The following is a 20,688-nucleotide window of genomic DNA, read 5'->3' as shown; positions in this document are numbered from 1 at the left end:
CTCCTTCCCGTCACTTCAGCTTGCCCATTAGCTTTACTATACCTGCGCCTGCGCCGTCTGTGAAAACAGTGACATACCATTTTCACCTCTTTTCACATTTTTCGATGAGAACTCTCTATCAAAGCACCCTTTTGATAAAAAAATATTGTCACGTGCAGGGGTGGGAAAAAACGCGGCGACACCGCAGAATGTTAGCGTGCTCACCATCTTATTTTCCCTGGAGGGAAAATGTCCCGCGTATCACAGGCCAGGAGCCTGGGTAAATATTTCCTGCTCGTCGATAACATGCTGGTCGTGCTCGGCTTTTTTGTCGTTTTTCCGCTTATTTCGATCCGCTTTGTCGATCAGATGGGCTGGGCGGCATTAATGGTCGGCATTGCCCTGGGGCTACGCCAGTTTGTCCAGCAGGGCCTGGGCGTCTTTGGCGGGGCCATTGCCGACCGTTTTGGCGCGAAACCGATGATCGTCACCGGTATGCTGCTGCGCGCGGCAGGGTTTGCCACGATGGCGGTCGCCCAGGAGCCCTGGCTGCTCTGGTTCTCCTGTTTCCTCTCCGGCATCGGGGGCACGCTGTTCGATCCGCCCCGCACCGCGCTGGTGGTAAAGCTGATTCGCCCGCAGCACCGCGGCCGCTTCTTCTCGATTCTGATGATGCAGGACAGCGCCGGGGCGGTTATCGGCGCCCTGCTGGGAAGCTGGCTGCTGCAGTATGATTTCCGTCTGGTCTGCGCGGCTGGGGCGGTGCTCTTTATGCTGTGCGCGCTGTTTAATGGCCTGTTCCTGCCGGCGTGGAAACTGTCAACGGTGAAAGCGCCGGTTCGGGAAGGGCTGGGCCGCGTTCTGCGCGACAGACGTTTTGTCACCTATGTGTTGACCCTGACGGGATATTACATGCTGGCCGTGCAGGTCATGCTGATGCTGCCGATCATGGTTAACGACATTGCCGGTACCCCTGCGGCGGTGAAATGGATGTACGCCATCGAAGCCTGCCTGTCGTTAACGCTCCTCTATCCGATTGCCCGCTGGAGCGAGCGGCGTTTTCGCCTGGAGCATCGCCTGATGGCCGGACTGTTCCTGATGACGCTGAGCATGATGCCGATCGGCCTGGTGAACACGCTCCAGCAGCTGTTTACGCTGATTTGCACGTTCTATATTGGCTCGATCATCGCCGAGCCTGCCCGCGAAACGCTGAGCGCCTCGCTTGCGGATGCGCGTGCACGCGGCAGCTATATGGGGTTCAGCCGACTGGGGCTGGCGCTTGGCGGGGCATTAGGTTACGCCGGCGGCGGCTGGTTGTTTGATGCTGGCAAAGCGTTAAATCAACCTGAACTTCCGTGGATGATGCTGGGCGTGGTGGGCTTTATGACGCTACTCGCCCTGTGGTGGCAGTTCAGCCAGAAACGCAGCGCGAGCGGCATGCTCGAGCCCGGCGCGTAGCCTTTCCCTCGGGCGGGAGCCCTTCCCGCCCCACTTCTCAGTTTTTTCTGCTGGTTTCTGCCCATTCACGCTGACATACTGGCGTAACAGGACAGAAGCGCCGATTTTTCGTTGAGGAACACTATGAAGAAAATTGTCTTAGCCGCGGCATTGATTGTCAGCGGCCTGCTGGTTGGCTGTAACCAGCTCACGCAATACACCGTCAGTGAACAGGAAATTAATCAGGCGCTGCAAAAACATAACAATTTCTCGAAAGACATTGGCGTACCGGGTCTTGCCGATGCGCATATCGTGCTCACAAACCTCACCAGTCAAATCGGACGTGAAGAGCCAAACAAAGTCACCCTGGCCGGTGATGCGGACCTCGATATGTCCTCCCTCTTTGGCAATCAGAAAGCCAACATCAAGCTCAAGCTGAAGGCACTCCCTGTTTTCAACAAAGAGAAAGGGGCGATTTTCCTGCAGGAGATGGAAGTGGTCGACGCGAAGGTGTCTCCGGACAAGATGGCGCCGGTTTTGCAAACCCTCATGCCCTATCTGAATCAGTCGCTGCGGAATTACTTTAACCAGCAGCCCGCGTACGTCTTAAGCGAAGACAAAAGCAAGGGTGAAGCTCTGGCGAAAAAATACGCAAAAGGCATAGAGGTGAAACCGGGCGAAATTATCATTCCTTTCACCGATTAACCTGAAGGGCGCTGCGGCGCCCTTTTTTTTCACGGAAAAGTGTGCAAACGAAAACGTTTCCGCTTATGATTTGTGTCCGGCAAAAACAGCCATCCTTATGACTGATTCCTGACAAGCCGGAGCTTCCATGACTGCACAACCCCAGGTTCTTAAAATCCGCCGCCCTGACGACTGGCATATCCATCTGCGTGATGGCGATATGCTGAAAACCGTCGTGCCTTATACCAGCGAAATTTATGGCCGCGCGATTGTCATGCCTAACCTGGTGCCACCAGTCACCACCGTCGATGCCGCGATAGCCTATCGCCAGCGCATTCTCGACGCCGTTCCTGCGGGACACGATTTTACCCCGTTGATGACCTGCTATCTGACCGATTCACTGGATCCGAACGAAGTGGAGCGCGGGTTTAACGAAGGCGTCTTTACGGCAGCGAAACTCTACCCGGCGAATGCCACCACCAACTCCAGCCACGGCGTCACCAGCATTGATGCCATTATGCCGGTGCTGGAACGCATGCAGAAACTGGGTATGCCGCTGCTGGTTCACGGCGAAGTAACGCATGCCGAGATTGATATCTTCGACCGCGAAGCCCGTTTTATCGAGACCGTGATGGAGCCTTTGCGCCAGCGCCTGCCGGCGCTGAAGGTGGTCTTCGAGCATATCACCACCAAAGACGCGGCAGAGTACGTGCGTGACGGCAACGATCTTATCGCCGCCACCATTACGCCACAGCACCTGATGTTTAACCGTAACCACATGCTGGTGGGCGGGGTGCGCCCTCACCTCTACTGCCTGCCTATTCTTAAGCGCAACATCCACCAGCAGGCGCTGCGCGAGCTGGTCGCCAGCGGGTTCTCCCGCGCGTTCCTCGGTACCGATTCCGCGCCTCACGCCCGCCATCGTAAAGAGGCGAGCTGCGGCTGCGCGGGCTGCTTCAACGCCCCAACGGCGCTTGCCAGCTACGCAACCGTGTTTGAAGAGATGAACGCGCTGGAACATTTCGAAGCATTCTGCTCCCTTAACGGCCCGCGCTTCTACGGCCTGCCGGTCAACGACACCTTCATCGAACTGGAGCGTAAAGCGAGCCACGTTGAGGAGTCCATTGCCCTGACGGACGACACGCTGATCCCCTTCCTGGCGGGTGAAACCGTAAGCTGGACGGTAAAACGTTAAAAAATCAGTGCCCCTTGTTGTCAAACTGATAATATACCTGTATAAATAAACAGTATATTACACAGGGGGCATTTATGCGTATTGAAGTCACCATAGCCAAAACTACCGTTCTGCCTGCCGGCGCGCTTGATGCACTGGCAGGCGAATTATCCCGTCGTATTAACAACACCTTTCCCGACAACGCGGGTGCCGTCACGGTGCGTTACGCCGCGGCGAACAACCTCTCCGTCATTGGCGCCGCAAAAGAAGATAAAGATCGCATCAGCGAAATCCTCCAGGAAACGTGGGAAAGCGCTGACGACTGGTTCATCACGGATTAACACTGCTCCCTCATTGTGTTTTTTTGCCGGGTCGCCCCGGCTTTTTTTTGCCTCAAAATCCTGTAAGTTCAAAATAATTCGGCATCTTCTTTAAAAATCGTGAACGAGATGGTGTTTTATTGTTCGAACAATCCTAAAAAGCAGAAAAATGTGTTGCCACCTGTTTATTTTTCCCTTCGGAACCCTTATTACTTGGTATACTGAAGTTGCTTTCAGAAAAACATGCATTGAACCTCAAAGCCGTTGTCTTCTAACACGCATTAAGGGGGTTATAATGGAAAAGAATAGTGAAGTCATCCAGACCCACCCACTTGTTGGCTGGGATATCAGTACCGTAGATAGCTACGATGCGCTGATGCTGCGTTTGCACTACCAGACCCCAAATCAACTCAACCGTGAAGAAGCGGAAGTTGGACAGACGCTGTGGCTAACAACAGACGTCGCCCGTCAGTTTATTTCTATTTTAGAAGCAGGTATTGCAAAAATAGAATCTGGCGACTACCAGGAAAATGAGTATAAACGGCACTAAGCTTATGCCCACTTTTCTCTCTACAGGCACCCTCGCGGTGCCTTATTTATTTCTCCCTTGTCTAACCCCGCGTTGTTAATTACTCTGCTAACAAAACATCAGTTTATGAGATGCATATGAGATACGACTTAATCATTATTGGCAGCGGCTCCGTAGGATCTGCCGCAGGCTATTACGCAACACAGGCTGGTCTGAAGGTTCTGATGATCGATAGCCATCTGCCTCCTCATGCGGAGGGCAGCCATCATGGCGATACCCGCCTCATCCGCCATGCGTACGGTGAAGGTGAACGCTACGTTCCGCTGGTGCTTCGCGCCCAGACGCTGTGGGATGAACTGGCGAAACAGACCGAAGATCGTATTTTCGAGCGTACTGGCGTCATCAACCTGGGTCCGGCACATTCTGCGTTTCTCGCTGGCGTCGAACGCAGCGCGAAAGCGTTTAATCTGGACGTTGAGAAGCTGGACGCGACGGGCATTACCGCACGCTGGCCCGAAATTACCGTCCCGGACGATTATATTGGCCTCTTTGAAGCCCACTCCGGGGTGCTCCATTGCGAAACGGCGATCAAAACCTGGATCGAGCTTGCTGCGAAGGCAGGCTGCGCGCAGCTGTTCAACTGTCCGGTAGAGGCCATCACCCATGATGATAATGGCGTCACGGTCACCACTATTGACGGCGATTATTCAGCGTCCCGCCTGCTGGTCAGCGCAGGTACCTGGGTTACCCGCCTGCTGCCCGATCTGCCGATCCAGCCGGTGCGCAAGGTCTTCTCCTGGTTCCAGTCGGATGGTCGTTACAGCGCCCAGAATAAATTCCCGGCCTTCACCGGCGAATTACCCAACGGGGACCAGTTCTACGGCTTCCCGTCAGAAAAAGACGCGCTGAAAATCGGTAAACACAACGGCGGCCAGGCGATCTCCTCCCCTGAAGAGCGTAAACCTTTCGGCGCCTTCCCACAGGATGGTTCAGAGGCCTTCTCGTTCCTGCGCACTATTCTTCCGGGCGTCGGTGGCTTGCTGTATGGCGCGGCCTGTACCTACGACAATACGCCTGATGAAGACTTTATCATTGATACGCTGCCGGGGCATGACAACACCCTGCTCATCACCGGACTGAGCGGCCACGGCTTTAAGTTTGCTTCCGTTCTGGGTGAAATCGCCGCGCAGTTTGCCCAGGGCATTGCGCTGCAGTTTGATCTGACGCCCTTCTCCCTCTCGCGTTTTAACGGATAATCCGCACGGGCTCCGGAGGTCACGGGGCCCGCTTCATTCACACCGCATGTTGGGGCGTTATGCGCAAGATCGTTAGCTTTCTGATGAATAATATTCGCGAGCATTTTATGCTCTATCTCTTATTGTGGGCGCTGCTGGCCATTATTGATTTTGTTTACATTGTATTTTACTGAAAAGCCTTACTGACAATAATTGACGGTAATTTATCTTTATTGAAACTCATAATTTCATCTTGCACGAAGAGATTGAATTAGCGCTAGCGATCCTTTTCAAAATTGCTGAAATAAATAAAATAAAAATCAATAGCCAATTATTTCAGTTGCAATATCCCGCCTTCCCGTTCATTTTTACCCTTCGGTTAATTTGAAAATGGACATTCTGATGCAATGGCGTAACTCCTCCCGGCGCTACGGAATAATATCCATAGGTTTGCACTGGATATTTGCTCTTGCCGTCTACGGTATGTTTGGACTTGGTCTCTGGATGGTCACGCTCAGCTATTACGATGGCTGGTATCACCAGGCGCCGGAATTGCATAAAAGCATTGGTGTCCTGCTGATGCTGGGTCTGGTTTTCCGCGTGATCTGGCGGCACATTTCCCCACCGCCCGCCGCGCAAAAGACTCACAGCAAATTTACCCGCGTCAGCGCAGTCGCCGCGCATATTGCCCTTTATGCGCTGCTGTTTGCCATCCTGATTAGCGGCTATCTCATTTCGACGGCTGACGGTAAGCCGATTAACGTTTTTGGCCTGTTCGAGGTTCCGGCAACCCTTAGCGATGCCGGCGCTCAGGCCGACACGGCGGGGGTTGTTCACCTCTGGCTCGCCTGGAGCGTGGTGATTCTGTCCGTGCTGCACGGGCTTGCCGCCCTCAAACACCATTTTATTGATAAAGACGATACGCTAAAGCGCATGCTTGGCCGCTCGTCAGTTGACTCTGGAGCATAAAATGAAAAAACACCTGCTGGGTATCGCACTGGGTTCTCTGTTATTCACCGCCGGCTCCGCCGTGGCGGCGGATTATAAAATTGATAAAGAGGGCCAGCACGCTTTCGTCAATTTCCGTATTCAGCACCTGGGATATAGCTGGCTGTACGGCACCTTTAAGGATTTTGACGGCACATTCACCTTTGACGAAAAAAATCCCGCAGCCGATAAAGTCAATGTGACCATTAATACAAACAGCGTCGACACGAACCACGCAGAGCGCGATAAACACCTGCGCAGTGGGGAATTCCTCAACGTCGCGAAATTCCCGCAGGCGACCTTCACTTCTACTGAGGTGAAGAAAGAGGGTGATAAGCTGAATATTACCGGCAACCTGACGCTTAACGGCGTAACCAAACCGGTCACGCTTGATGCGAAATTACTGGGCCAGGGTGACGATCCGTGGGGCGGTAAACGCGCAGGCTTCGAAGCGGCAGGGAAAATTCACCTGAAAGATTTTAATATCACAACGGATTTAGGCCCGGCGTCTCAGGACGTGGAGCTGATTATTTCCGTTGAAGGTGTACAGCAGAAATCATAATAACGTCGCCCGGCAGGCTTTCAACGTGCCGGGCATTATTATCATTCCGGGTCAGGGATACCCAGTTTGGTATTCAGACGACCGCGAGATTTATTGAAAATCTTGTTGCCGTTTTCACGTCCTGCGCGACGGCGACGCTGCTCTTCTTCCGGCAGGACGCTCTCTTCACTGCACAGCTCGCTACAGCAACCGTTAAACTTCTCGGCACAGGCCGGGCACTGAATGAACAGCAGATGACAACCGTCGTTTTTGCAGTTGGTGTGGGTATCGCACGGCGCGCCGCACTGGTGGCACTGGGCGATGACGTCATCCGAAATACGTTCACCCATACGCTCGTCAAAGACAAAGTTTTTCCCGATAAAGCGTACCGGCAGCCCCTGTTCACGGGCGCGGCGAGCGTACTCAATAATGCCGCCTTCAATGTGCCAGACTTTATTGAAGCCGTTGTGCTTCATCCACGCGCTGGCTTTCTCACAGCGGATACCGCCGGTGCAGTACATAACGATCTTTTTATCTTTATGCTCCTGCATCATCTCAACCGCTTTCGGCAACTGCTCGCGGAAGGTATCCGCCGGAATCTCCATCGCATTCTCGAAATGCCCCACTTCATACTCATAGTGGTTACGCATATCGATGAACACGGCATCCGGATCGTCCAGCATCGCATTCACTTCCGCCGCCTTCAGATATTCACCGACGTCCGTCGGGTTAAACTCCGGATCGTCGATACCGTCCGCCACGATGCGTTCACGCACCTTCATGCGCAGCACCCAGAAGGATTTCCCGTCATCATCCAGGGCAATGTTCAGGCGTAAGCCGTTAAGGGCCGGGTCAAATTGATAAAGTACGTCGCGGAAGGCGCTGACTTTGCTTTCCGGTACGCTAATCTGCGCGTTGATGCCTTCACGGGCAAGGTAGACGCGGCCGAAGACGTTCAGCGCCGTGAACGCCTGATAAAGCGCATCTCGGGTCGCCTGCGGATCGTCGATCGTGAAGTATTTATAGAATGAGATGGTTGTGCGCGGTTCGGTTTCAGCCAACATACGCGCTTTTAACATCTCGTTCGAAACGCGGTTGTGTAACACTGGCATGGTGTACAGTCCTGGAGTCGTTAGAGAGAATAAAAAATCGGTCGGCATCATATAGCAAACAAAACCAATTTACATCCACACAATTTACGCTACATTTCACACACCCTGATTAATCAGGATTAACAATTGCTGTATTCGTGCACGCTTCGAAAGCAGATATTTTGGCTACGCCTCAAAAAATGAGACACTAGCGAAACAGGACGTTTGAACACAGGAAAGACATGACCCAGTTACCAAAATTTACTGCCGCCCTTTTGCATCCCCGCTATTGGTTGACCTGGCTTGGCATCGGCTTTTTATGGCTTCTGGTACAGCTTCCCTACCCTGTTATTTTTCGGTTGGGTAAATTTCTGGGCCGTTTCGCACAACTGTTTATGAAGCGTCGCGCCAGAATCGCGTACCGCAACCTTGAGCTGTGTTTTCCGCAGATGAGCGACTCAGAGCGTCACAATATGGTCGCGAAGAACTTCGAATCCGTTGGGATGGGCCTTATGGAAACCGGCATGGCGTGGTTCTGGCCGGACAAACGCATGGCCCGCTGGAGCGAGGTAACGGGAACCGGCATGGATCCTGTACATACGCTTCAGGCCAACCAGACGGGCGTTCTGCTGATCGGCGTCCATTTTCTGACGCTGGAAATCGGGGCGCGTATGTTCGGCATGCAGGCGCCCGGCATTGGCGTTTATCGCCCTAACGATAACCCGGTCATCGATTTAATCCAGACCAACGGGCGCATGCGCTCCAACAAAAGCATGATCGACCGTAAAGATCTGAAGGGAATGATCCGTGCGCTGAAATCCGGCGAAGTGGTCTGGTATGCCCCCGACCACGACTATGGCCCACAGGCCAGCGTTTTTGTCCCCTTCTTCGCCGTTGAAGAGGCCGCCACAACCACCGGCACCTGGATGCTGGCGCGGATGTCCAAAGCCGCCATCGTACCCTTTGTTCCCCGCCGCAAGCCTGACGGTTCGGGCTACGAGTTGATGATGCTGGAACCGGAACTCGCGCCGCCGCTTGACGATGCAGAAACCACCGCGCGCTGGATGAACGGTATCGTAGAGAAATGCATCATGCTCGCACCCGAGCAGTACATGTGGTTGCACCGCCGCTTTAAAACGCGGCCAAAAGGCACGCCGTCCCGCTATTGATTTTCAGGATGCGATCCTCAGGGTCGCATCCTGTTTTAGCTTTAAAAGCTCCCCCTCATTGCGGCAATCATAACCCAGGCGCATAATTAGCAGGCTTATTACTTCTTGCTTCAGGTGCTCAGCACCTCATTATGCGGATTGTTATGTCACCTTCAGATGCCCCCATAAACTGGAAGCGTAACCTCACGGTTGCGTGGCTTGGCTGTTTTCTCACCGGCGCGGCGTTTAGCCTGGTCATGCCTTTTCTGCCGCTCTATGTTGAACAGCTGGGCGTGACGGGCCATAGCGCGCTCAATATGTGGTCCGGCCTGGTATTCAGCATCACGTTCCTGTTCTCCGCGATAGCCTCGCCCTTCTGGGGCGGCCTTGCCGACCGCAAGGGCCGTAAAATCATGCTGCTGCGCTCGGCGCTGGGGATGGCCATTATCATGGCGCTGATGGGCGTGGCGCAGAACGTCTGGCAGTTCCTGATTTTGCGCGCGTTGCTGGGTTTGCTGGGAGGATTTATTCCCAATGCCAATGCCCTGATTGCCACGCAAATTCCTCGCCATAAGAGCGGCTGGGCGCTGGGCACGCTCTCAACCGGCGGCGTAAGCGGTGCCCTGCTGGGGCCACTGGCCGGCGGACTCATGGCCGATAGCTATGGCCTGCGTCCGGTGTTCTTTATCACCGCCTGCGTGCTGTTCCTGTGCTTTGTTGTCACCCTGCTCTGTATTCGGGAAAACTTCACCCCCGTTGCGAAGAAAGAGATGCTACACGCCAGGGAGGTGCTGACCTCGCTTAAAAATCCCAGACTGGTGCTGAGCCTGTTCGTGACGACCCTGATTATTCAGGTCGCAACCGGATCGATTGCCCCTATCCTCACGCTGTACATCCGCGATCTGGCGGGGAACGTCAGCAATATCGCGTTTATCAGCGGGCTGATTGCGTCCGTGCCCGGGGTGGCGGCGCTTCTTAGCGCGCCGAGGCTGGGGAAACTGGGGGACCGCGTCGGTCCGGAAAAAATTCTGATCTGTGCGCTGGTGATCTCCGTCCTGCTGCTGATCCCCATGTCGATGGTGCACTCTCCGTGGCAGCTGGGCTTACTTCGCTTTTTGCTTGGTGCCGCAGACGGGGCCTTGCTGCCCGCCGTACAGACCCTGCTGGTTTACAACTCCACGAACCAGATTGCCGGGCGGATCTTCAGCTATAACCAGTCATTTCGCGACATCGGTAACGTCACCGGACCGCTTCTCGGGGCGAGCATCTCCGCCAGCTTCGGTTTTCGCGCCGTCTTTATCGTGACGGCGGGGGTGGTACTGTTTAATGCAATTTATTCGTGGTTCAGTTTATCCCGCGCGCTACGCCCAGTGGCGGAATAAGACGAACGCCTGACGCTTATTTTCGCATTCATACTTGCAGAATCGGATATTAAGCTATTCTTTCCCTGAAACCTTCTGGAAAACAGGGAGACACCAATGACCATGTACGCCACGCTGGAAGAAGCTATTGATGCCGCTCGTGAAGAGTTCCTCGCCGACAACCCCGGCGTTGAAGAAGAAGATGCTGACGTGCAACAACTTAATATCCAGAAATACGTTCTGCAGGATGGGGATATTATGTGGCAGGCCGAATTCTTTGCCGATGAAGGTGAAGAAGGGGAATGCCTGCCGGTCCTGAGCGGTGAAGGTGCGCAGGCCGTCTTTGATGGCGACTATGATGAAATCGAACTGCGGCAGGAATGGCTGGAAGAGAACACATTGCACGAGTGGGATGAGGGCGAATTTCAGCTCGAGCCACCGCTGGATACGGAAGAAGGTCAAACCGCAGCCGATGAGTGGGACGAGCGTTAATTTACGCTACTCGTAAGGGCCGTGGCTGGCATCGATCGGCAGCAGCAGCGTGTCGAAAATTAGCGAGAATGGCAGATCCAGCACGGTGAGGTAGCGCCATGCGGAGTCACGGAGATCCCACTTCACGCCCGGGTAATACTGATTCCCGTGGCCCTGCCCTGGAATGGTGCGGCTGATGATGCTGCCGCAGCCGCTGAGCAGGCATGCCATCAGAACGACGATGATGATTCTCATGAGTAACCTCTAAAAAAATACCGGCGATTATGCCGGTATTTTAGTTGGCGGGAGGTGCTTCGCTTACCTGCCCTACTTAACCACTTACTTCGCCTTCAACGCCAGCGGGTTCAGCTTCAGTTCTTTATAGTAGTTTACCCACGAAGAGTATCTCTCCGGAGCGGACCATACGCGGTAGTGAAGACGCGCCATCGTAACCGGGTCGCTCAACAGGACCAGACGACGGTCACGGTTGAGTTTTTCCGGGGTCTCGTTCAGCGCCTGCTCAACGTGACGATCGCGGGCAATCTCCAGCACCTGGCTGGCGCGGTGACGCGCCGTCGCCATTGCCGTCGCCAGGGCGTTGAATGACGGGTTAAACACGGCGTGCATAAAGCCGTCATCCAGCGTGCGATTGCGGTTCTGCTCGAGATAACGATCGGTGTCTACCAGCACCTGCGGCGGGGAATACTCTTCCGGGATCAGGAACAGCTTCCAGCGTTTGGTCCGCAGCCCCACCGTCGAACGGCTGGAGATCACGGAGACAAACGGCGACAGGATCAGCGAGAAGACAATCGGCGCCAGCCAGAACAGGAAGCGCAGATCCAGCCACGCCATCCCGGCCGCCCACACCAGACCCAGCAGCAGCTGAGAACCATGGCGCATAAAGGCTTCGCTCCACGGCGTGGAGTCGTCATCACGCTGCGGTGAGTTCCAGACCACTTCCCAGCCCAGGAACGCACTAACCACGAACACGGTGTGGAACAGCATACGCACCGGTGCCAGCAGCACGGAGAACAGCACTTCCAGCAGCAGTGAAAGGGTCACGCGGAAGAAACCGCCGTACTCTTTCGAGCCTTTGCACCAGATCAGGATGATGCTGAGCAGCTTAGGCAGGAACAGCAGCACCATGGTGGAGGCAAACAGCGCAATCGCCAGCTCCGGACGCCACTGCGGCCACACCGGGAACAGCTGGCGCGGCTGCAGGAAGTATTGCGGCTCCGTCAGGGCATGGACGACCTGCAGCGCAGTGGATAGCGCAAGGAACATAAACCACAGCGGTGCGGAGAGATACGACATCACGCCCGTCAGGAACACCGCGCGGTGAACCGGGTGCATCCCTTTCACCAGGAACAGGCGGAAGTTCATCAGGTTACCGTGACACCAGCGGCGGTCACGCTTGAGCTCGTCCAGCAGGTTCGGCGGCAGCTCTTCGTACGATCCCGGCAGGTCGTAGGCAATCCAGACGCCCCAGCCAGCACGACGCATCAGCGCCGCTTCCACGAAGTCATGTGACAGAATAGAACCGGCAAACGAACCCTCGCCCGGCAGCGGCGCCAGCGCACAGTGCTCAATGAACGGCTTCACGCGGATGATGGCGTTGTGACCCCAGTAGTGGGATTCACCCAGCTGCCAGAAGTGCAGACCTGCCGTGAACAGCGGCCCGTAAACACGGGTGGCGAACTGCTGACAGCGCGCATAGAGCGTGTCCATTCCCGACGCTTTTGGCGAAGACTGAATGATACCCGCGTTCGGGTTGGCTTCCATCAGACGCACCAGACCGCTCAGGCAGTCACCGCTCATGACGGAGTCAGCATCCAGCACCACCATGTAGCTGTACTGGTTACCCCAGCGGCGGCAGAAGTCATCGATGTTACCGCTTTTACGCTTCACACGACGGCGGCGGCGACGGTAGAAGATCTGCCCTTCGCCCTGCACTTCTGCAATCAGCTCCATCCACGCTTTTTGTTCTGCCACGCAGATATCCGGGTTGTAACTGTCGCTCAGGATGTAAACGTCAAAATGCTCCGCGTTGCCGGTCGCCTTCACGGACTCCCAGGTGGCACGCAGGCCCGCAAACACGCGGTCAACGTCTTCGTTACAGATAGGCATAATCAGCGCGGTACGGTGCTCAGGATTGAGGGGTTCATCCCCGACCGTTGACGCCGAAATGCTGTATTTGTCACGCCCCATCAGCAGCTGCAGGAAGCCCATCAGCGCGGTCCAGAAACCGGCCGAGACCCAGCAGAAGAGAACCGCGAACAGCAGAAGGATGCCGCTCTGCAGGATATACGGCAGCAGCTGCATGAAGGAGACCCAAAGATCCTGGCCCATCATGTCCATCGGGTTGATGAACGCCCAGCCCTGATACGGCAGGATGGTTTTCATATACCAGGTCGCGACGACCGTCTGCGCCAGCGTCAGCAGCAGCAGGATGTAGCGACGGATGGTCCCCACGGTACGCCATTTCTGTTCGGAAGCCTGCTCTTCTTTCGTCAGGCGTGACAGATAGCGCGGCGTCACATCACGCCCGCGCAGGCGATCCCAGAAGCGGCCCACCGGGTTGGTGCGCCACGGATCGGGGAACATTGAGGAACGCGTGGCCTTCGGCATCGCCTGAAGCTGATCGCGCCCTTCGTCGTCTTTAATCAACTGCCCTTCTGCCAGAGAGTCCGGCCAGGCCTGCTCCAGACGTGCCTTTACTGACCCCAGCGGCGTATCATCATCACGGGAAAACTGACGATGTTCACCATCCAGCGCGGTGTGAACCGCGCGGATGTCGCTCTTAGGCAGTGCCGCTTTTTCGATATCCGTCAGCGGCATGGCATCAATATATTCAGATGTATTATTCATTGGCAGGTAGCTGATAGCTCCAGGTTTCACTCAGCGGCTGATCGTTACTGACCAGCGCAGCACGCATTTCAGTGGTCTGTTTCGGATCTTTCACTTTCACGCGCAGGGTCAGACGCCAGCCTTTGGTTACCGGGTTGTAACGCACGGTATTCTCAACGATTTCACCGTTATCACCGATGCTGGCCTGAGCGGCAACGGCGGTGTCCGGTGACAGTTTCTTCATATCCTGGCCTGTAAAGTCCACGACAAAGGCCACGGTACCGTCAGGCTGACGGATAAGATTAGACTGCTTCACATCACCCGTTGAACGACGAGTCTGCATCACATACGCGTTATCCGGCGCATGCAGCTTATCTTCGTCGCGGCTGAAGGTGATGGTGTACTTGAAGTTCATCTCTTTACCGGCTTCCGGCAGCTGATCCGGCGTCCAGTAAGCCACGATGTTATCGTTGGTTTCGTCGTTGGTTGGAATCTCAACCAGCTCAACCTTACCTTTACCCCAGTCACCGTTTGGCGTGACCCAGGCGCTTGGACGCTGGTCATAGCGGTCGTCCAAATCTTCAAAGCGGGAGAACTGACGGCCACGCTGCAGCAGGCCAAAACCTTGCGGGTTTTCCATCGCGAAGCTGCTCACCGCCAGATGTTTCGGGTTGTTAAGCGGACGCCAGATCCACTCTCCGTTACCGGCATGAATAGACAGACCGTTGGAGTCGTGCAGTTCCGGGCGGAAGTTAGTGGCCGGAGACGGCTGGTTCGGCCCAAACAGGAACATGCTGGTCAGTGGTGCAACGCCCAGTTTGCCCACTTTATCACGCAGGTAAACCTTGGACTGCACGTCAACCACGGTGTCACGACCCGGCATAATCACAAAGCGATAGGCGCCGGTCGCACGCGGTGAATCCAGCAGCGCGTAAATGGTCAGACGTTTATCCGTTGGTTTTGGACGTTCAATCCAGAACTCACGGAAACGTGGGAATTCTTCACCTGATGGCAGCGCGGTATCAATCGCCAGTCCGCGCGCAGAAAGCCCGTATACCTGCCCCGCGCCAATCACGCGGAAATAGCTGGCACCCAGCATGCTGACGATTTCGTCGTTTTTATCTTTGCTGTTGATCGGGTAAAGCACCTTAAAGCCTGCGAAGCCCAGGTCTTTCACCGTATCTTTATCGTGTTGCACATTGCCAAAATTGAAGTAATCCGGGCTGTATTTGATCTTACGTACCGCTGTGGCCGTCACTTCGTTGATGGCAACAGGCGTGTCGAAATACATACCCTGATGATAAAACTCAAGCTTGAACGGGGTCTTGATGTTGCTCCAGTAGGCTTTGTCATGATTGAACTGGATCTGCTGATAGTCCGCATATTTCATATCGCGGAAAACGGAGGGCAAGTTACTTTTCGGCGCTTCGTAGCTCTTGCCAGCCATCGATTTTGCCTGTTTTGCGACATCGTCGATGTTAAAGGCCAGTGCCGATGAGGTATACAGTGATAACACCACTGCAGCACCTAACCAACGCATTTTCATCATCTGTGGTTTATGTTTCATAATAAGTAAGCACTTCCCCCTTTGTGTGCTTATATCGATCCGATCCATTTTAATGGAAACTCAGGCAATCCGACAACATTATCACTGCTTTGTTCAGCTGCTGGCTCATGGATTAAGCAAATGAAAGAACCCATTATTCACTTTGCGTGCTTATCCTGGAGACAGGGTGTCGGTCTTGGTGTAGGGTTGCTTTCGAATGTAACCATTATGAGTCTTAGGGATAAGACGAAAAGTCTGAGAATGCACAACGTTATATGAGCACAACACCAACAGAACGTGAATATTTCCTCGACTCGATCCGGGCATGGCTGATGCTATTGGGGATCCCTTTTCACATATCACTGATTTACTCCAGCCACACCTGGCATGTGAATAGCCAGATGCCCTCCTGGTGGCTGACGCTGTTTAATGACTTTATTCACGCCTTCCGTATGCAGGTGTTTTTTGTCATCTCCGGCTATTTCTCTTACATGCTGTTTCTGCGATACCCGCTTAAACGCTGGTGGAAGGTGCGCGTCGAGCGCGTGGGGATCCCCATGCTGACCGCGATTCCGCTGCTGACGCTGCCCCAGTTCATTATGCTGCAGTACGTCAAAGGCAAAGCGGAAAACTGGCCGAATCTGTCGCTGTATGAAAAGTACAATACGCTGGTCTGGGAGCTGGTGTCTCACCTGTGGTTCCTGCTGGTCCTGGTGGTGCTCACTACGGTGAGCCTGTTCATTTTCAGCCGCCTGCGTCACCACCTGAGTTCGAGAGCTGACGCCTTTTTCGCCACCGTTACGCTGGGCAAACTGTCGGTGCTCTTCTTGCTGTTGGGTATCGCTTACGCCGCGGTGAGACGCATCCTGTTTATCGTCTATCCACCGATACTGAGCGACGGTCTGTTTAATTTTGTGGTGATGCAGTCCCTTTTCTACATTCCGTTCTTTTTAATCGGCGCGCTGGCGTTTATTTACCCGAAGCTGAAAGCGCTGTTTACTACCCCGTCACCGTGGTGTGCTGTAGGTGCGGCCATCGCGTTCGCGGCCTATCTGCTGAACCAGCGCTACGGGAGCGGTGACGCCTGGATGTACGAAACGGAAAGCGTGATCACCATGCTGCTGGGTTTATGGATGGTGAACGTAGTATTCGCGCTCGGCCACCGCCTGCTGAACTTTAAGTCCAGCCGCGTGACCTACTTCGTGAATGCGTCGCTGTTTATTTATCTGGTGCATCACCCGCTCACGCTCTTCTTCGGGGCTTACATCACCCCGCATATCGCCTCTAACACGCTGGGCTTCTTTACTGGTCTGGTGTTTGTCGTGGGGATTGCGATCGTGCTCTATGAAATCCACCTGCGGATCCCGCTTCTGCGTTTCCTCTTCTCAGGAAAACCTCAGGTAAAAGCCTCATAAACAAACGCGGCGCACTCAGTGCGCCGCGTTTGCTTTAGGTGTCCAGTTCCTGCCCGCGCTGGGTCAGCAACCGTTGATAAAGGTGGGTGGTTTCTTCATCGAAACAGACAAAGATTACTTTCTCAGGCATCGGTTTTAGCGACAGATAGCGGTAAACGGTGTCGACGGCGATCGTAGCGGCAGCCGCCTTAGGATAGCCATACACCCCCGTACTGATGGCCGGGAACGCCATTGTTTTATAGCCGTTGTCGGCAGCCAGCCGCAGACAGTTTCGGTAAGCCTCTTCCAGAATACTCGCCTCGTGCCGATCGCCACCGTGCCAGACAGGCCCTACGGCGTGGATCACCGCTTTGGCAGGCAGATCGCCCGCAAGCGTAATGACCGCATGGCCGGGAGGACATTCGCCCTGCTGTTGCCGTACGGTTTTGCAGGCTTCCAGCAGCTGCGGTCCGGCAGCCCGGTGGATAGCCCCGTCCACACCGCCTCCCCCCATCAGGGAGGGATTGGCCGCATTGACGATGACGTCGACGTGCATGGTCGTAATATCACCATGAATAACTTCAATTTGCGGTTTCATAAAGCCCCTCTGCAACCCGCCTTTTTATTAAGTGTATCGCAGGGCTGCCCGGGAGAAAAAACTATCAGAAAAAATCCTCTTCCGCACAAAGCGGAAGAGAGAGCGCTATCGATACTGGATTTCGACAACCGCGAGCGTTTTTTCAGGGTTAAGGTATTTCATGCGGAGCGACACCAGATCTGAATCGGACACTTTGCCATTAAGCGCCTCTTCATAACTGACCATGCGCGTTTGCATACGATTATTATCCGGACAGGACATAGCAAACTGTCTCTGCTGCGGCGTAACTTCACAGGGGTCTGCAACAATGGCACCGCGAAAATGAATAACGCCACCGTTCACAATGGTAGCCGAATAAACCGGGAGGCTAAAAACAGAAACAATCAGGCCCAGACCCGTCACGAGTCGAGCGAAAGAGTGGTTCATTATCGGTACTCCTCAATGAAAATCGTCCTTGAGGGGTAAACGCACTTCATTATGACAAACGAAGTCTCACGTTAAGGAACATAATGACCTGATCCCTGATATCAGCATAGCTCAACGGCACAGACCCGCCACATTCGCAACACATTGATTTCATGAATGATTAAAGCGAACGTTCCGCTGGCGACCACTGCTGTGATAAATGAAGCGATTTACCGTCTGAAACGGTGACAACGATTTTTACCGTGTCTCCCGCATTAATATTTAAACTCAGGCGCATTAAATCAATCGTCTGATTAGCGGGTATAAAAAGGGTATTTTGCTGTCGGGACGAACTTTGTCCCCCCTGCCCTTCCCGAACGGAAACAATCTGAACCTGACAATCACACGGCTGCGCCAGGGTGACCTGAGGAATAATGGTGGTCATATTTTCCTGCTGCGACGTTTTGAAAGTTATCTGGCTGGAAAGCGCGGCAAGAAGAATTAAGGTATTCATGATGAACTCCCGAAAAAAAACAGGGCATCAGCCCTGTTTTTTTGTAGCACAGATTTCAGTATCAGTACTGATGAGCTGTCGCGTGGTTACCAAAACCAATCTGGGTAACGTTGACAGTAGAGTTAGAGGCAGTCTGGTCGACGAGGGCGCCGTTAAAGCCGCCGGACTGGCTAACGTTCATAACAGATTTTTTGCTGTTCCACTGATCCAGTGTTGCACTGTTGCCAAATCCTTTTTGGGTCAGGTTGATTTTACTGTCATCAGAACCCTGACCAACGTCAGCGCCGTTACCGCCACCTTTCTGGGTAATATTCAGCACGGAATTTCTGGCGTCTGTCTGCAGAGCAACCGCGGAGTTACCGCCACCGTCCTGATAAATATTCAGGGTTGAATTTGGGCCACTGTATCCGCCATGACCATGCCCATGGCCCCAGCCGCCCTGATTAATAGAACCCGCCATAGCACTACCAGAAACTACGATTGCTGCAAGCGCTGCCACTTTGAGAAATTTCATGGTAAACCCCCATCGGATTGATTAAAATCGTCGCGAATGCGCTAATGTTGAATAACGTTAATCGCCATTTGCGACTGTTTCTGCACTACAACTGCGGTTTTCTGCGTACCGTACTGCGTAATATTTGCTCTATTACCCGACCCTTTCTGGATAATTTTCGCGCTATTACCGTATCCCTCTTGCGTAATACCTGCATCATTCGCGGTACCGCTCTGATCGATCCAGGCTATATTGTAACTCCCTGATTGATCAACTCTTGCTCTGTTGCCCGCCCCATCCTGTGAAACAATGGACAAGAGTTTTGAACCTTCCTGGCGAACCTGAGCGTCATTAAAAACACCCTGTTGACCAATAATGGCTGCCTGATTGAGTGATGAAAGACTTAATTCGTTAACCGCAAAGTTATATTCAGCATTGGCTAAATCTGAATTCGCTGCGGTTACAAATCCAGGCGCACCCAGTAATGTAAACACCATAAATAACGATGTGTATTTCATGTTGTCACCCTGGACCTGGTTATTTAATCACGCCATAACCTATAACCGTGTTACTTGTAAAAACGATGCATATTGTGTTAACGCGTCGTTACGGTGAAGAGTATGTCCGCTGAAACATTTTAAATATCTCACCCGCGCGGCTTATTTTTATTTTTCGGATCACCACAAAGTCGTAATTTACGACAAAAATCACTTTACTCAGGCCAGCTTATATTTTTTATTTCCCCTGTCCAACAATCAGGTTGTACAACGAGGCGAAGGCTGTCCACGCGTCTTCTCGCGTTGTTTAAACGTAACGGCAGAAGGACACTTTTCACAGTCGTGACACGAAGCCCGTTTTCTTAAGCCAGACAACCGCGCATTTATTGGCTTAGAAATAATCTGTACCTCATACTGTTTTATCGTTCGCATAAAATAATAAATACACCTAATAATCAATAAGATATAAATATTTGTATGATTTTTAAAAACTGTGCATCTCTATTTAGATGTACAACTTTCTCATCATTTCTCGCCATTCATCACAAGTGATTTTCACAAATTAATATTGATTTTTACATTCGGTTACATGTTTAACACTTGCTTTAAACTTCGTAAAAGCTAGATTGAAATTAGATGTACGAAATTGGTTTTATATTTACCTCCCCGTGGAGGTTATGGTCTGATTCTACACACAGCAGTGCAACATCTGTCAGTACTTCTGGTGTCCTCTATTAAACAGGAGGACAGCTGCCAGGTGCCAAAAAAAAGTGGGGTTTCATCATGTATAATGAAGTCCATAGTTTACATGGTCATACATTACTGTTGATCACAAAACCTTCTTTGCAAGCGACAGCGTTATTACAACATTTAAAGCAATCTTTATCACTGAACGGGAAATTGCATAATATTCAACGTTCTTTTGATGATATTGCACCTGGCAGCATCATTCTGTTCGATATGATGGAAGCTGATAAAAAGCTCATCCATTACTGGCAAGATATTTTAAGCAGGAAAAACAATAATATCCGCGTGCTATTATTGAATACGCCTGATGAATATCCTTTTAGGGATATTGAAAGCTGGCCGCATATCAATGGCGTGTTCTACGTCACGGAAGAAGAAGACCGGGTAGTTGAGGGTCTGCAAGGCATATTGCGCGGAGAGTGTTATTTTTCGCAAAAGCTGGCCAGCTACCTCATCACGCACTCCGGAAATTATCGCTATAACAGCTCAGAGTCAGCACTGCTCACGCACCGTGAGAAAGAGATCCTGAATAAGTTACGCATTGGTGCTTCAAATATTGAAATCGCCCGTTCGTTATTTATCAGCGAAAATACGGTAAAGACGCACCTTTATAATCTTTTCAAGAAGATAGCTGTAAAAAACCGAACTCAGGCGGTTTCGTGGGCAAACGATAACCTCAGGCGTTAATCA

General features: G+C 53.0%; 23 protein-coding genes. 14 read left to right on the top strand and 9 right to left on the bottom strand.

What is annotated here, in order from left to right; genetic code table 11:
- Positions 1–228: 228 nt before the first annotated feature.
- The 9 genes from mdtH to FHC52_RS03860 all read left to right on the top strand — a co-directional run bounded on the left by mdtH (position 229) and on the right by FHC52_RS03860 (position 6,907).
- Complete coding sequence (gene mdtH / locus FHC52_RS03900; protein WP_023292794.1) at positions 229–1,437, top strand: multidrug efflux MFS transporter MdtH; 1,209 nt, start codon at positions 229–231, stop codon at positions 1,435–1,437.
- A 123-nt stretch (positions 1,438–1,560) separates the two neighbouring features.
- Positions 1,561–2,121: a lipoprotein gene (locus FHC52_RS03895; protein ID WP_032674522.1), complete on the top strand. Its 561-nt coding sequence runs from the start codon at positions 1,561–1,563 to the stop codon at positions 2,119–2,121.
- A gap of 127 nt (positions 2,122–2,248) precedes the next feature.
- Positions 2,249–3,295 carry a dihydroorotase gene (gene pyrC, locus FHC52_RS03890; RefSeq protein WP_021240774.1) on the top strand — a complete coding sequence of 349 codons (1,047 nt, stop codon included), beginning with the start codon at positions 2,249–2,251 and terminating at the stop codon, positions 3,293–3,295.
- Positions 3,296–3,369: 74 nt separating this feature from the next.
- Positions 3,370–3,615, top strand: a complete 246-nt coding sequence (dinI, locus tag FHC52_RS03885) for a DNA damage-inducible protein I (RefSeq protein WP_008500826.1) — start codon at positions 3,370–3,372, stop codon at positions 3,613–3,615.
- 274 nt (positions 3,616–3,889) lie between these two features.
- Positions 3,890–4,144, top strand: a complete 255-nt coding sequence (gene bssS, locus FHC52_RS03880) for a biofilm formation regulator BssS (protein WP_008500827.1) — start codon at positions 3,890–3,892, stop codon at positions 4,142–4,144.
- A 116-nt stretch (positions 4,145–4,260) separates the two neighbouring features.
- On the top strand, positions 4,261–5,379 hold the full coding sequence (gene solA, locus FHC52_RS03875; RefSeq protein WP_220419921.1) for an N-methyl-L-tryptophan oxidase: 1,119 nt from the start codon (positions 4,261–4,263) through the stop codon (positions 5,377–5,379).
- A 59-nt stretch (positions 5,380–5,438) separates the two neighbouring features.
- The gene (locus FHC52_RS03870) at positions 5,439–5,552 is read left to right on the top strand and encodes a DUF2770 family protein (protein WP_021240776.1); all 114 of its coding nucleotides are present in this window, start codon (positions 5,439–5,441) and stop codon (positions 5,550–5,552) included.
- A 208-nt stretch (positions 5,553–5,760) separates the two neighbouring features.
- Positions 5,761–6,327 (top strand): cytochrome b, encoded by a 567-nt coding sequence (locus tag FHC52_RS03865; protein WP_023343748.1) that lies wholly within the window; start codon positions 5,761–5,763, stop codon positions 6,325–6,327.
- 1 nt (position 6,328) lies between these two features.
- Entirely contained in the window at positions 6,329–6,907 is a 579-nt protein-coding gene (locus FHC52_RS03860) for a YceI family protein (RefSeq protein WP_008500830.1), read from the top strand.
- Between the two features lie 41 nt (positions 6,908–6,948).
- On the opposite strand, the gene FHC52_RS03855 is transcribed toward FHC52_RS03860, so the two are convergent.
- Complete coding sequence (locus tag FHC52_RS03855; RefSeq protein WP_032674520.1) at positions 6,949–7,998, bottom strand: rhodanese-related sulfurtransferase; 1,050 nt, start codon at positions 7,996–7,998, stop codon at positions 6,949–6,951.
- A 221-nt stretch (positions 7,999–8,219) separates the two neighbouring features.
- Between FHC52_RS03855 and FHC52_RS03850 the strand changes: the two genes are divergently transcribed.
- From FHC52_RS03850 to FHC52_RS03840, 3 genes are all read left to right on the top strand, one after another.
- Positions 8,220–9,146 carry a Kdo(2)-lipid IV(A) acyltransferase gene (locus tag FHC52_RS03850; protein ID WP_008500832.1) on the top strand — a complete coding sequence of 309 codons (927 nt, stop codon included), beginning with the start codon at positions 8,220–8,222 and terminating at the stop codon, positions 9,144–9,146.
- Between the two features lie 143 nt (positions 9,147–9,289).
- Complete coding sequence (gene mdtG / locus FHC52_RS03845) at positions 9,290–10,507, top strand: multidrug efflux MFS transporter MdtG (RefSeq protein WP_032674519.1); 1,218 nt, start codon at positions 9,290–9,292, stop codon at positions 10,505–10,507.
- Between the two features lie 96 nt (positions 10,508–10,603).
- Positions 10,604–10,978: a MysB family protein gene (locus FHC52_RS03840; protein ID WP_008500834.1), complete on the top strand. Its 375-nt coding sequence runs from the start codon at positions 10,604–10,606 to the stop codon at positions 10,976–10,978.
- Positions 10,979–10,984: 6 nt separating this feature from the next.
- Here FHC52_RS03840 and FHC52_RS03835 read toward each other — a convergent pair whose 3' ends face one another.
- From FHC52_RS03835 to mdoG, 3 genes are all read right to left on the bottom strand, one after another.
- Entirely contained in the window at positions 10,985–11,212 is a 228-nt protein-coding gene (locus FHC52_RS03835; RefSeq protein WP_008500835.1) for a YceK/YidQ family lipoprotein, read from the bottom strand.
- An 84-nt stretch (positions 11,213–11,296) separates the two neighbouring features.
- The gene (gene mdoH, locus FHC52_RS03830) at positions 11,297–13,825 is read right to left on the bottom strand and encodes a glucans biosynthesis glucosyltransferase MdoH (RefSeq protein WP_021240786.1); all 2,529 of its coding nucleotides are present in this window, start codon (positions 13,823–13,825) and stop codon (positions 11,297–11,299) included.
- Positions 13,818–15,371, bottom strand: a complete 1,554-nt coding sequence (mdoG, locus tag FHC52_RS03825) for a glucans biosynthesis protein MdoG (protein WP_021240787.1) — start codon at positions 15,369–15,371, stop codon at positions 13,818–13,820. The genes mdoH and mdoG overlap by 8 nt, the downstream gene beginning before the upstream one ends.
- A 254-nt stretch (positions 15,372–15,625) precedes the next feature.
- On the opposite strand from mdoG, the gene mdoC reads away from it, so the two are divergent.
- On the top strand, positions 15,626–16,765 hold the full coding sequence (gene mdoC / locus FHC52_RS03820) for a glucans biosynthesis protein MdoC (protein ID WP_008500838.1): 1,140 nt from the start codon (positions 15,626–15,628) through the stop codon (positions 16,763–16,765).
- A gap of 34 nt (positions 16,766–16,799) precedes the next feature.
- Here the strand turns inward: mdoC and ymdB are convergent, their stop codons facing one another.
- The 5 genes from ymdB to csgB form a co-directional block, all read right to left on the bottom strand.
- Entirely contained in the window at positions 16,800–17,342 is a 543-nt protein-coding gene (gene ymdB / locus FHC52_RS03815; protein ID WP_008500839.1) for an O-acetyl-ADP-ribose deacetylase, read from the bottom strand.
- A 105-nt stretch (positions 17,343–17,447) separates the two neighbouring features.
- Positions 17,448–17,768, bottom strand: a complete 321-nt coding sequence (locus FHC52_RS03810; protein WP_008500840.1) for a type 1 fimbrial protein — start codon at positions 17,766–17,768, stop codon at positions 17,448–17,450.
- Positions 17,769–17,928: 160 nt separating this feature from the next.
- Positions 17,929–18,261 (bottom strand): curli assembly chaperone CsgC, encoded by a 333-nt coding sequence (csgC, locus tag FHC52_RS03805; RefSeq protein WP_023343744.1) that lies wholly within the window; start codon positions 18,259–18,261, stop codon positions 17,929–17,931.
- Positions 18,262–18,322: 61 nt separating this feature from the next.
- A complete protein-coding gene (gene csgA, locus FHC52_RS03800; RefSeq protein ID WP_008500842.1) occupies positions 18,323–18,775 on the bottom strand; it encodes a curli major subunit CsgA in 453 nt (150 codons plus the stop codon).
- Between the two features lie 41 nt (positions 18,776–18,816).
- Positions 18,817–19,272, bottom strand: coding sequence for a curli minor subunit CsgB (gene csgB, locus FHC52_RS03795; RefSeq protein ID WP_008500843.1), 456 nt, complete (start codon positions 19,270–19,272; stop codon positions 18,817–18,819).
- Between the two features lie 762 nt (positions 19,273–20,034).
- Here csgB and csgD point away from each other — a divergent pair.
- Positions 20,035–20,685, top strand: a complete 651-nt coding sequence (csgD, locus tag FHC52_RS03790; protein ID WP_021240790.1) for a biofilm master transcriptional regulator CsgD — start codon at positions 20,035–20,037, stop codon at positions 20,683–20,685.
- Positions 20,686–20,688 lie beyond the last annotated feature (3 nt).

Origin of the sequence: Enterobacter sp. EC_64 (genome assembly GCF_019584165.1) — a bacterium.
Classification (GTDB): domain Bacteria; phylum Pseudomonadota; class Gammaproteobacteria; order Enterobacterales; family Enterobacteriaceae; genus Enterobacter; species Enterobacter roggenkampii.
Note: the sequence above shows the minus strand (reverse complement) of the source record. Positions and strands in the feature narration are given on the sequence as shown.

Bases quoted from the DNA above. Each gene is read 5' to 3' on its own strand.
- mdtH (WP_023292794.1), top strand. From the start codon at position 229: ATGTCCCGCGTATCACAGGCCAGGAGCCTGGGTAAATATTTCCTGCTC.
- FHC52_RS03895 (WP_032674522.1), top strand. From the start codon at position 1,561: ATGAAGAAAATTGTCTTAGCCGCGGCATTGATTGTCAGCGGCCTGCTG.
- pyrC (WP_021240774.1), top strand. From the start codon at position 2,249: ATGACTGCACAACCCCAGGTTCTTAAAATCCGCCGCCCTGACGACTGG.
- dinI (WP_008500826.1), top strand. From the start codon at position 3,370: ATGCGTATTGAAGTCACCATAGCCAAAACTACCGTTCTGCCTGCCGGC.
- bssS (WP_008500827.1), top strand. From the start codon at position 3,890: ATGGAAAAGAATAGTGAAGTCATCCAGACCCACCCACTTGTTGGCTGG.
- solA (WP_220419921.1), top strand. From the start codon at position 4,261: ATGAGATACGACTTAATCATTATTGGCAGCGGCTCCGTAGGATCTGCC.
- FHC52_RS03870 (WP_021240776.1), top strand. From the start codon at position 5,439: ATGCGCAAGATCGTTAGCTTTCTGATGAATAATATTCGCGAGCATTTT.
- FHC52_RS03865 (WP_023343748.1), top strand. From the start codon at position 5,761: ATGCAATGGCGTAACTCCTCCCGGCGCTACGGAATAATATCCATAGGT.
- FHC52_RS03860 (WP_008500830.1), top strand. From the start codon at position 6,329: ATGAAAAAACACCTGCTGGGTATCGCACTGGGTTCTCTGTTATTCACC.
- FHC52_RS03855 (WP_032674520.1), bottom strand. From the start codon at position 7,998: ATGCCAGTGTTACACAACCGCGTTTCGAACGAGATGTTAAAAGCGCGT.
- FHC52_RS03850 (WP_008500832.1), top strand. From the start codon at position 8,220: ATGACCCAGTTACCAAAATTTACTGCCGCCCTTTTGCATCCCCGCTAT.
- mdtG (WP_032674519.1), top strand. From the start codon at position 9,290: ATGTCACCTTCAGATGCCCCCATAAACTGGAAGCGTAACCTCACGGTT.
- FHC52_RS03840 (WP_008500834.1), top strand. From the start codon at position 10,604: ATGACCATGTACGCCACGCTGGAAGAAGCTATTGATGCCGCTCGTGAA.
- FHC52_RS03835 (WP_008500835.1), bottom strand. From the start codon at position 11,212: ATGAGAATCATCATCGTCGTTCTGATGGCATGCCTGCTCAGCGGCTGC.
- mdoH (WP_021240786.1), bottom strand. From the start codon at position 13,825: ATGAATAATACATCTGAATATATTGATGCCATGCCGCTGACGGATATC.
- mdoG (WP_021240787.1), bottom strand. From the start codon at position 15,371: ATGAAACATAAACCACAGATGATGAAAATGCGTTGGTTAGGTGCTGCA.
- mdoC (WP_008500838.1), top strand. From the start codon at position 15,626: ATGAGCACAACACCAACAGAACGTGAATATTTCCTCGACTCGATCCGG.
- ymdB (WP_008500839.1), bottom strand. From the start codon at position 17,342: ATGAAACCGCAAATTGAAGTTATTCATGGTGATATTACGACCATGCAC.
- FHC52_RS03810 (WP_008500840.1), bottom strand. From the start codon at position 17,768: ATGAACCACTCTTTCGCTCGACTCGTGACGGGTCTGGGCCTGATTGTT.
- csgC (WP_023343744.1), bottom strand. From the start codon at position 18,261: ATGAATACCTTAATTCTTCTTGCCGCGCTTTCCAGCCAGATAACTTTC.
- csgA (WP_008500842.1), bottom strand. From the start codon at position 18,775: ATGAAATTTCTCAAAGTGGCAGCGCTTGCAGCAATCGTAGTTTCTGGT.
- csgB (WP_008500843.1), bottom strand. From the start codon at position 19,272: ATGAAATACACATCGTTATTTATGGTGTTTACATTACTGGGTGCGCCT.
- csgD (WP_021240790.1), top strand. From the start codon at position 20,035: ATGTATAATGAAGTCCATAGTTTACATGGTCATACATTACTGTTGATC.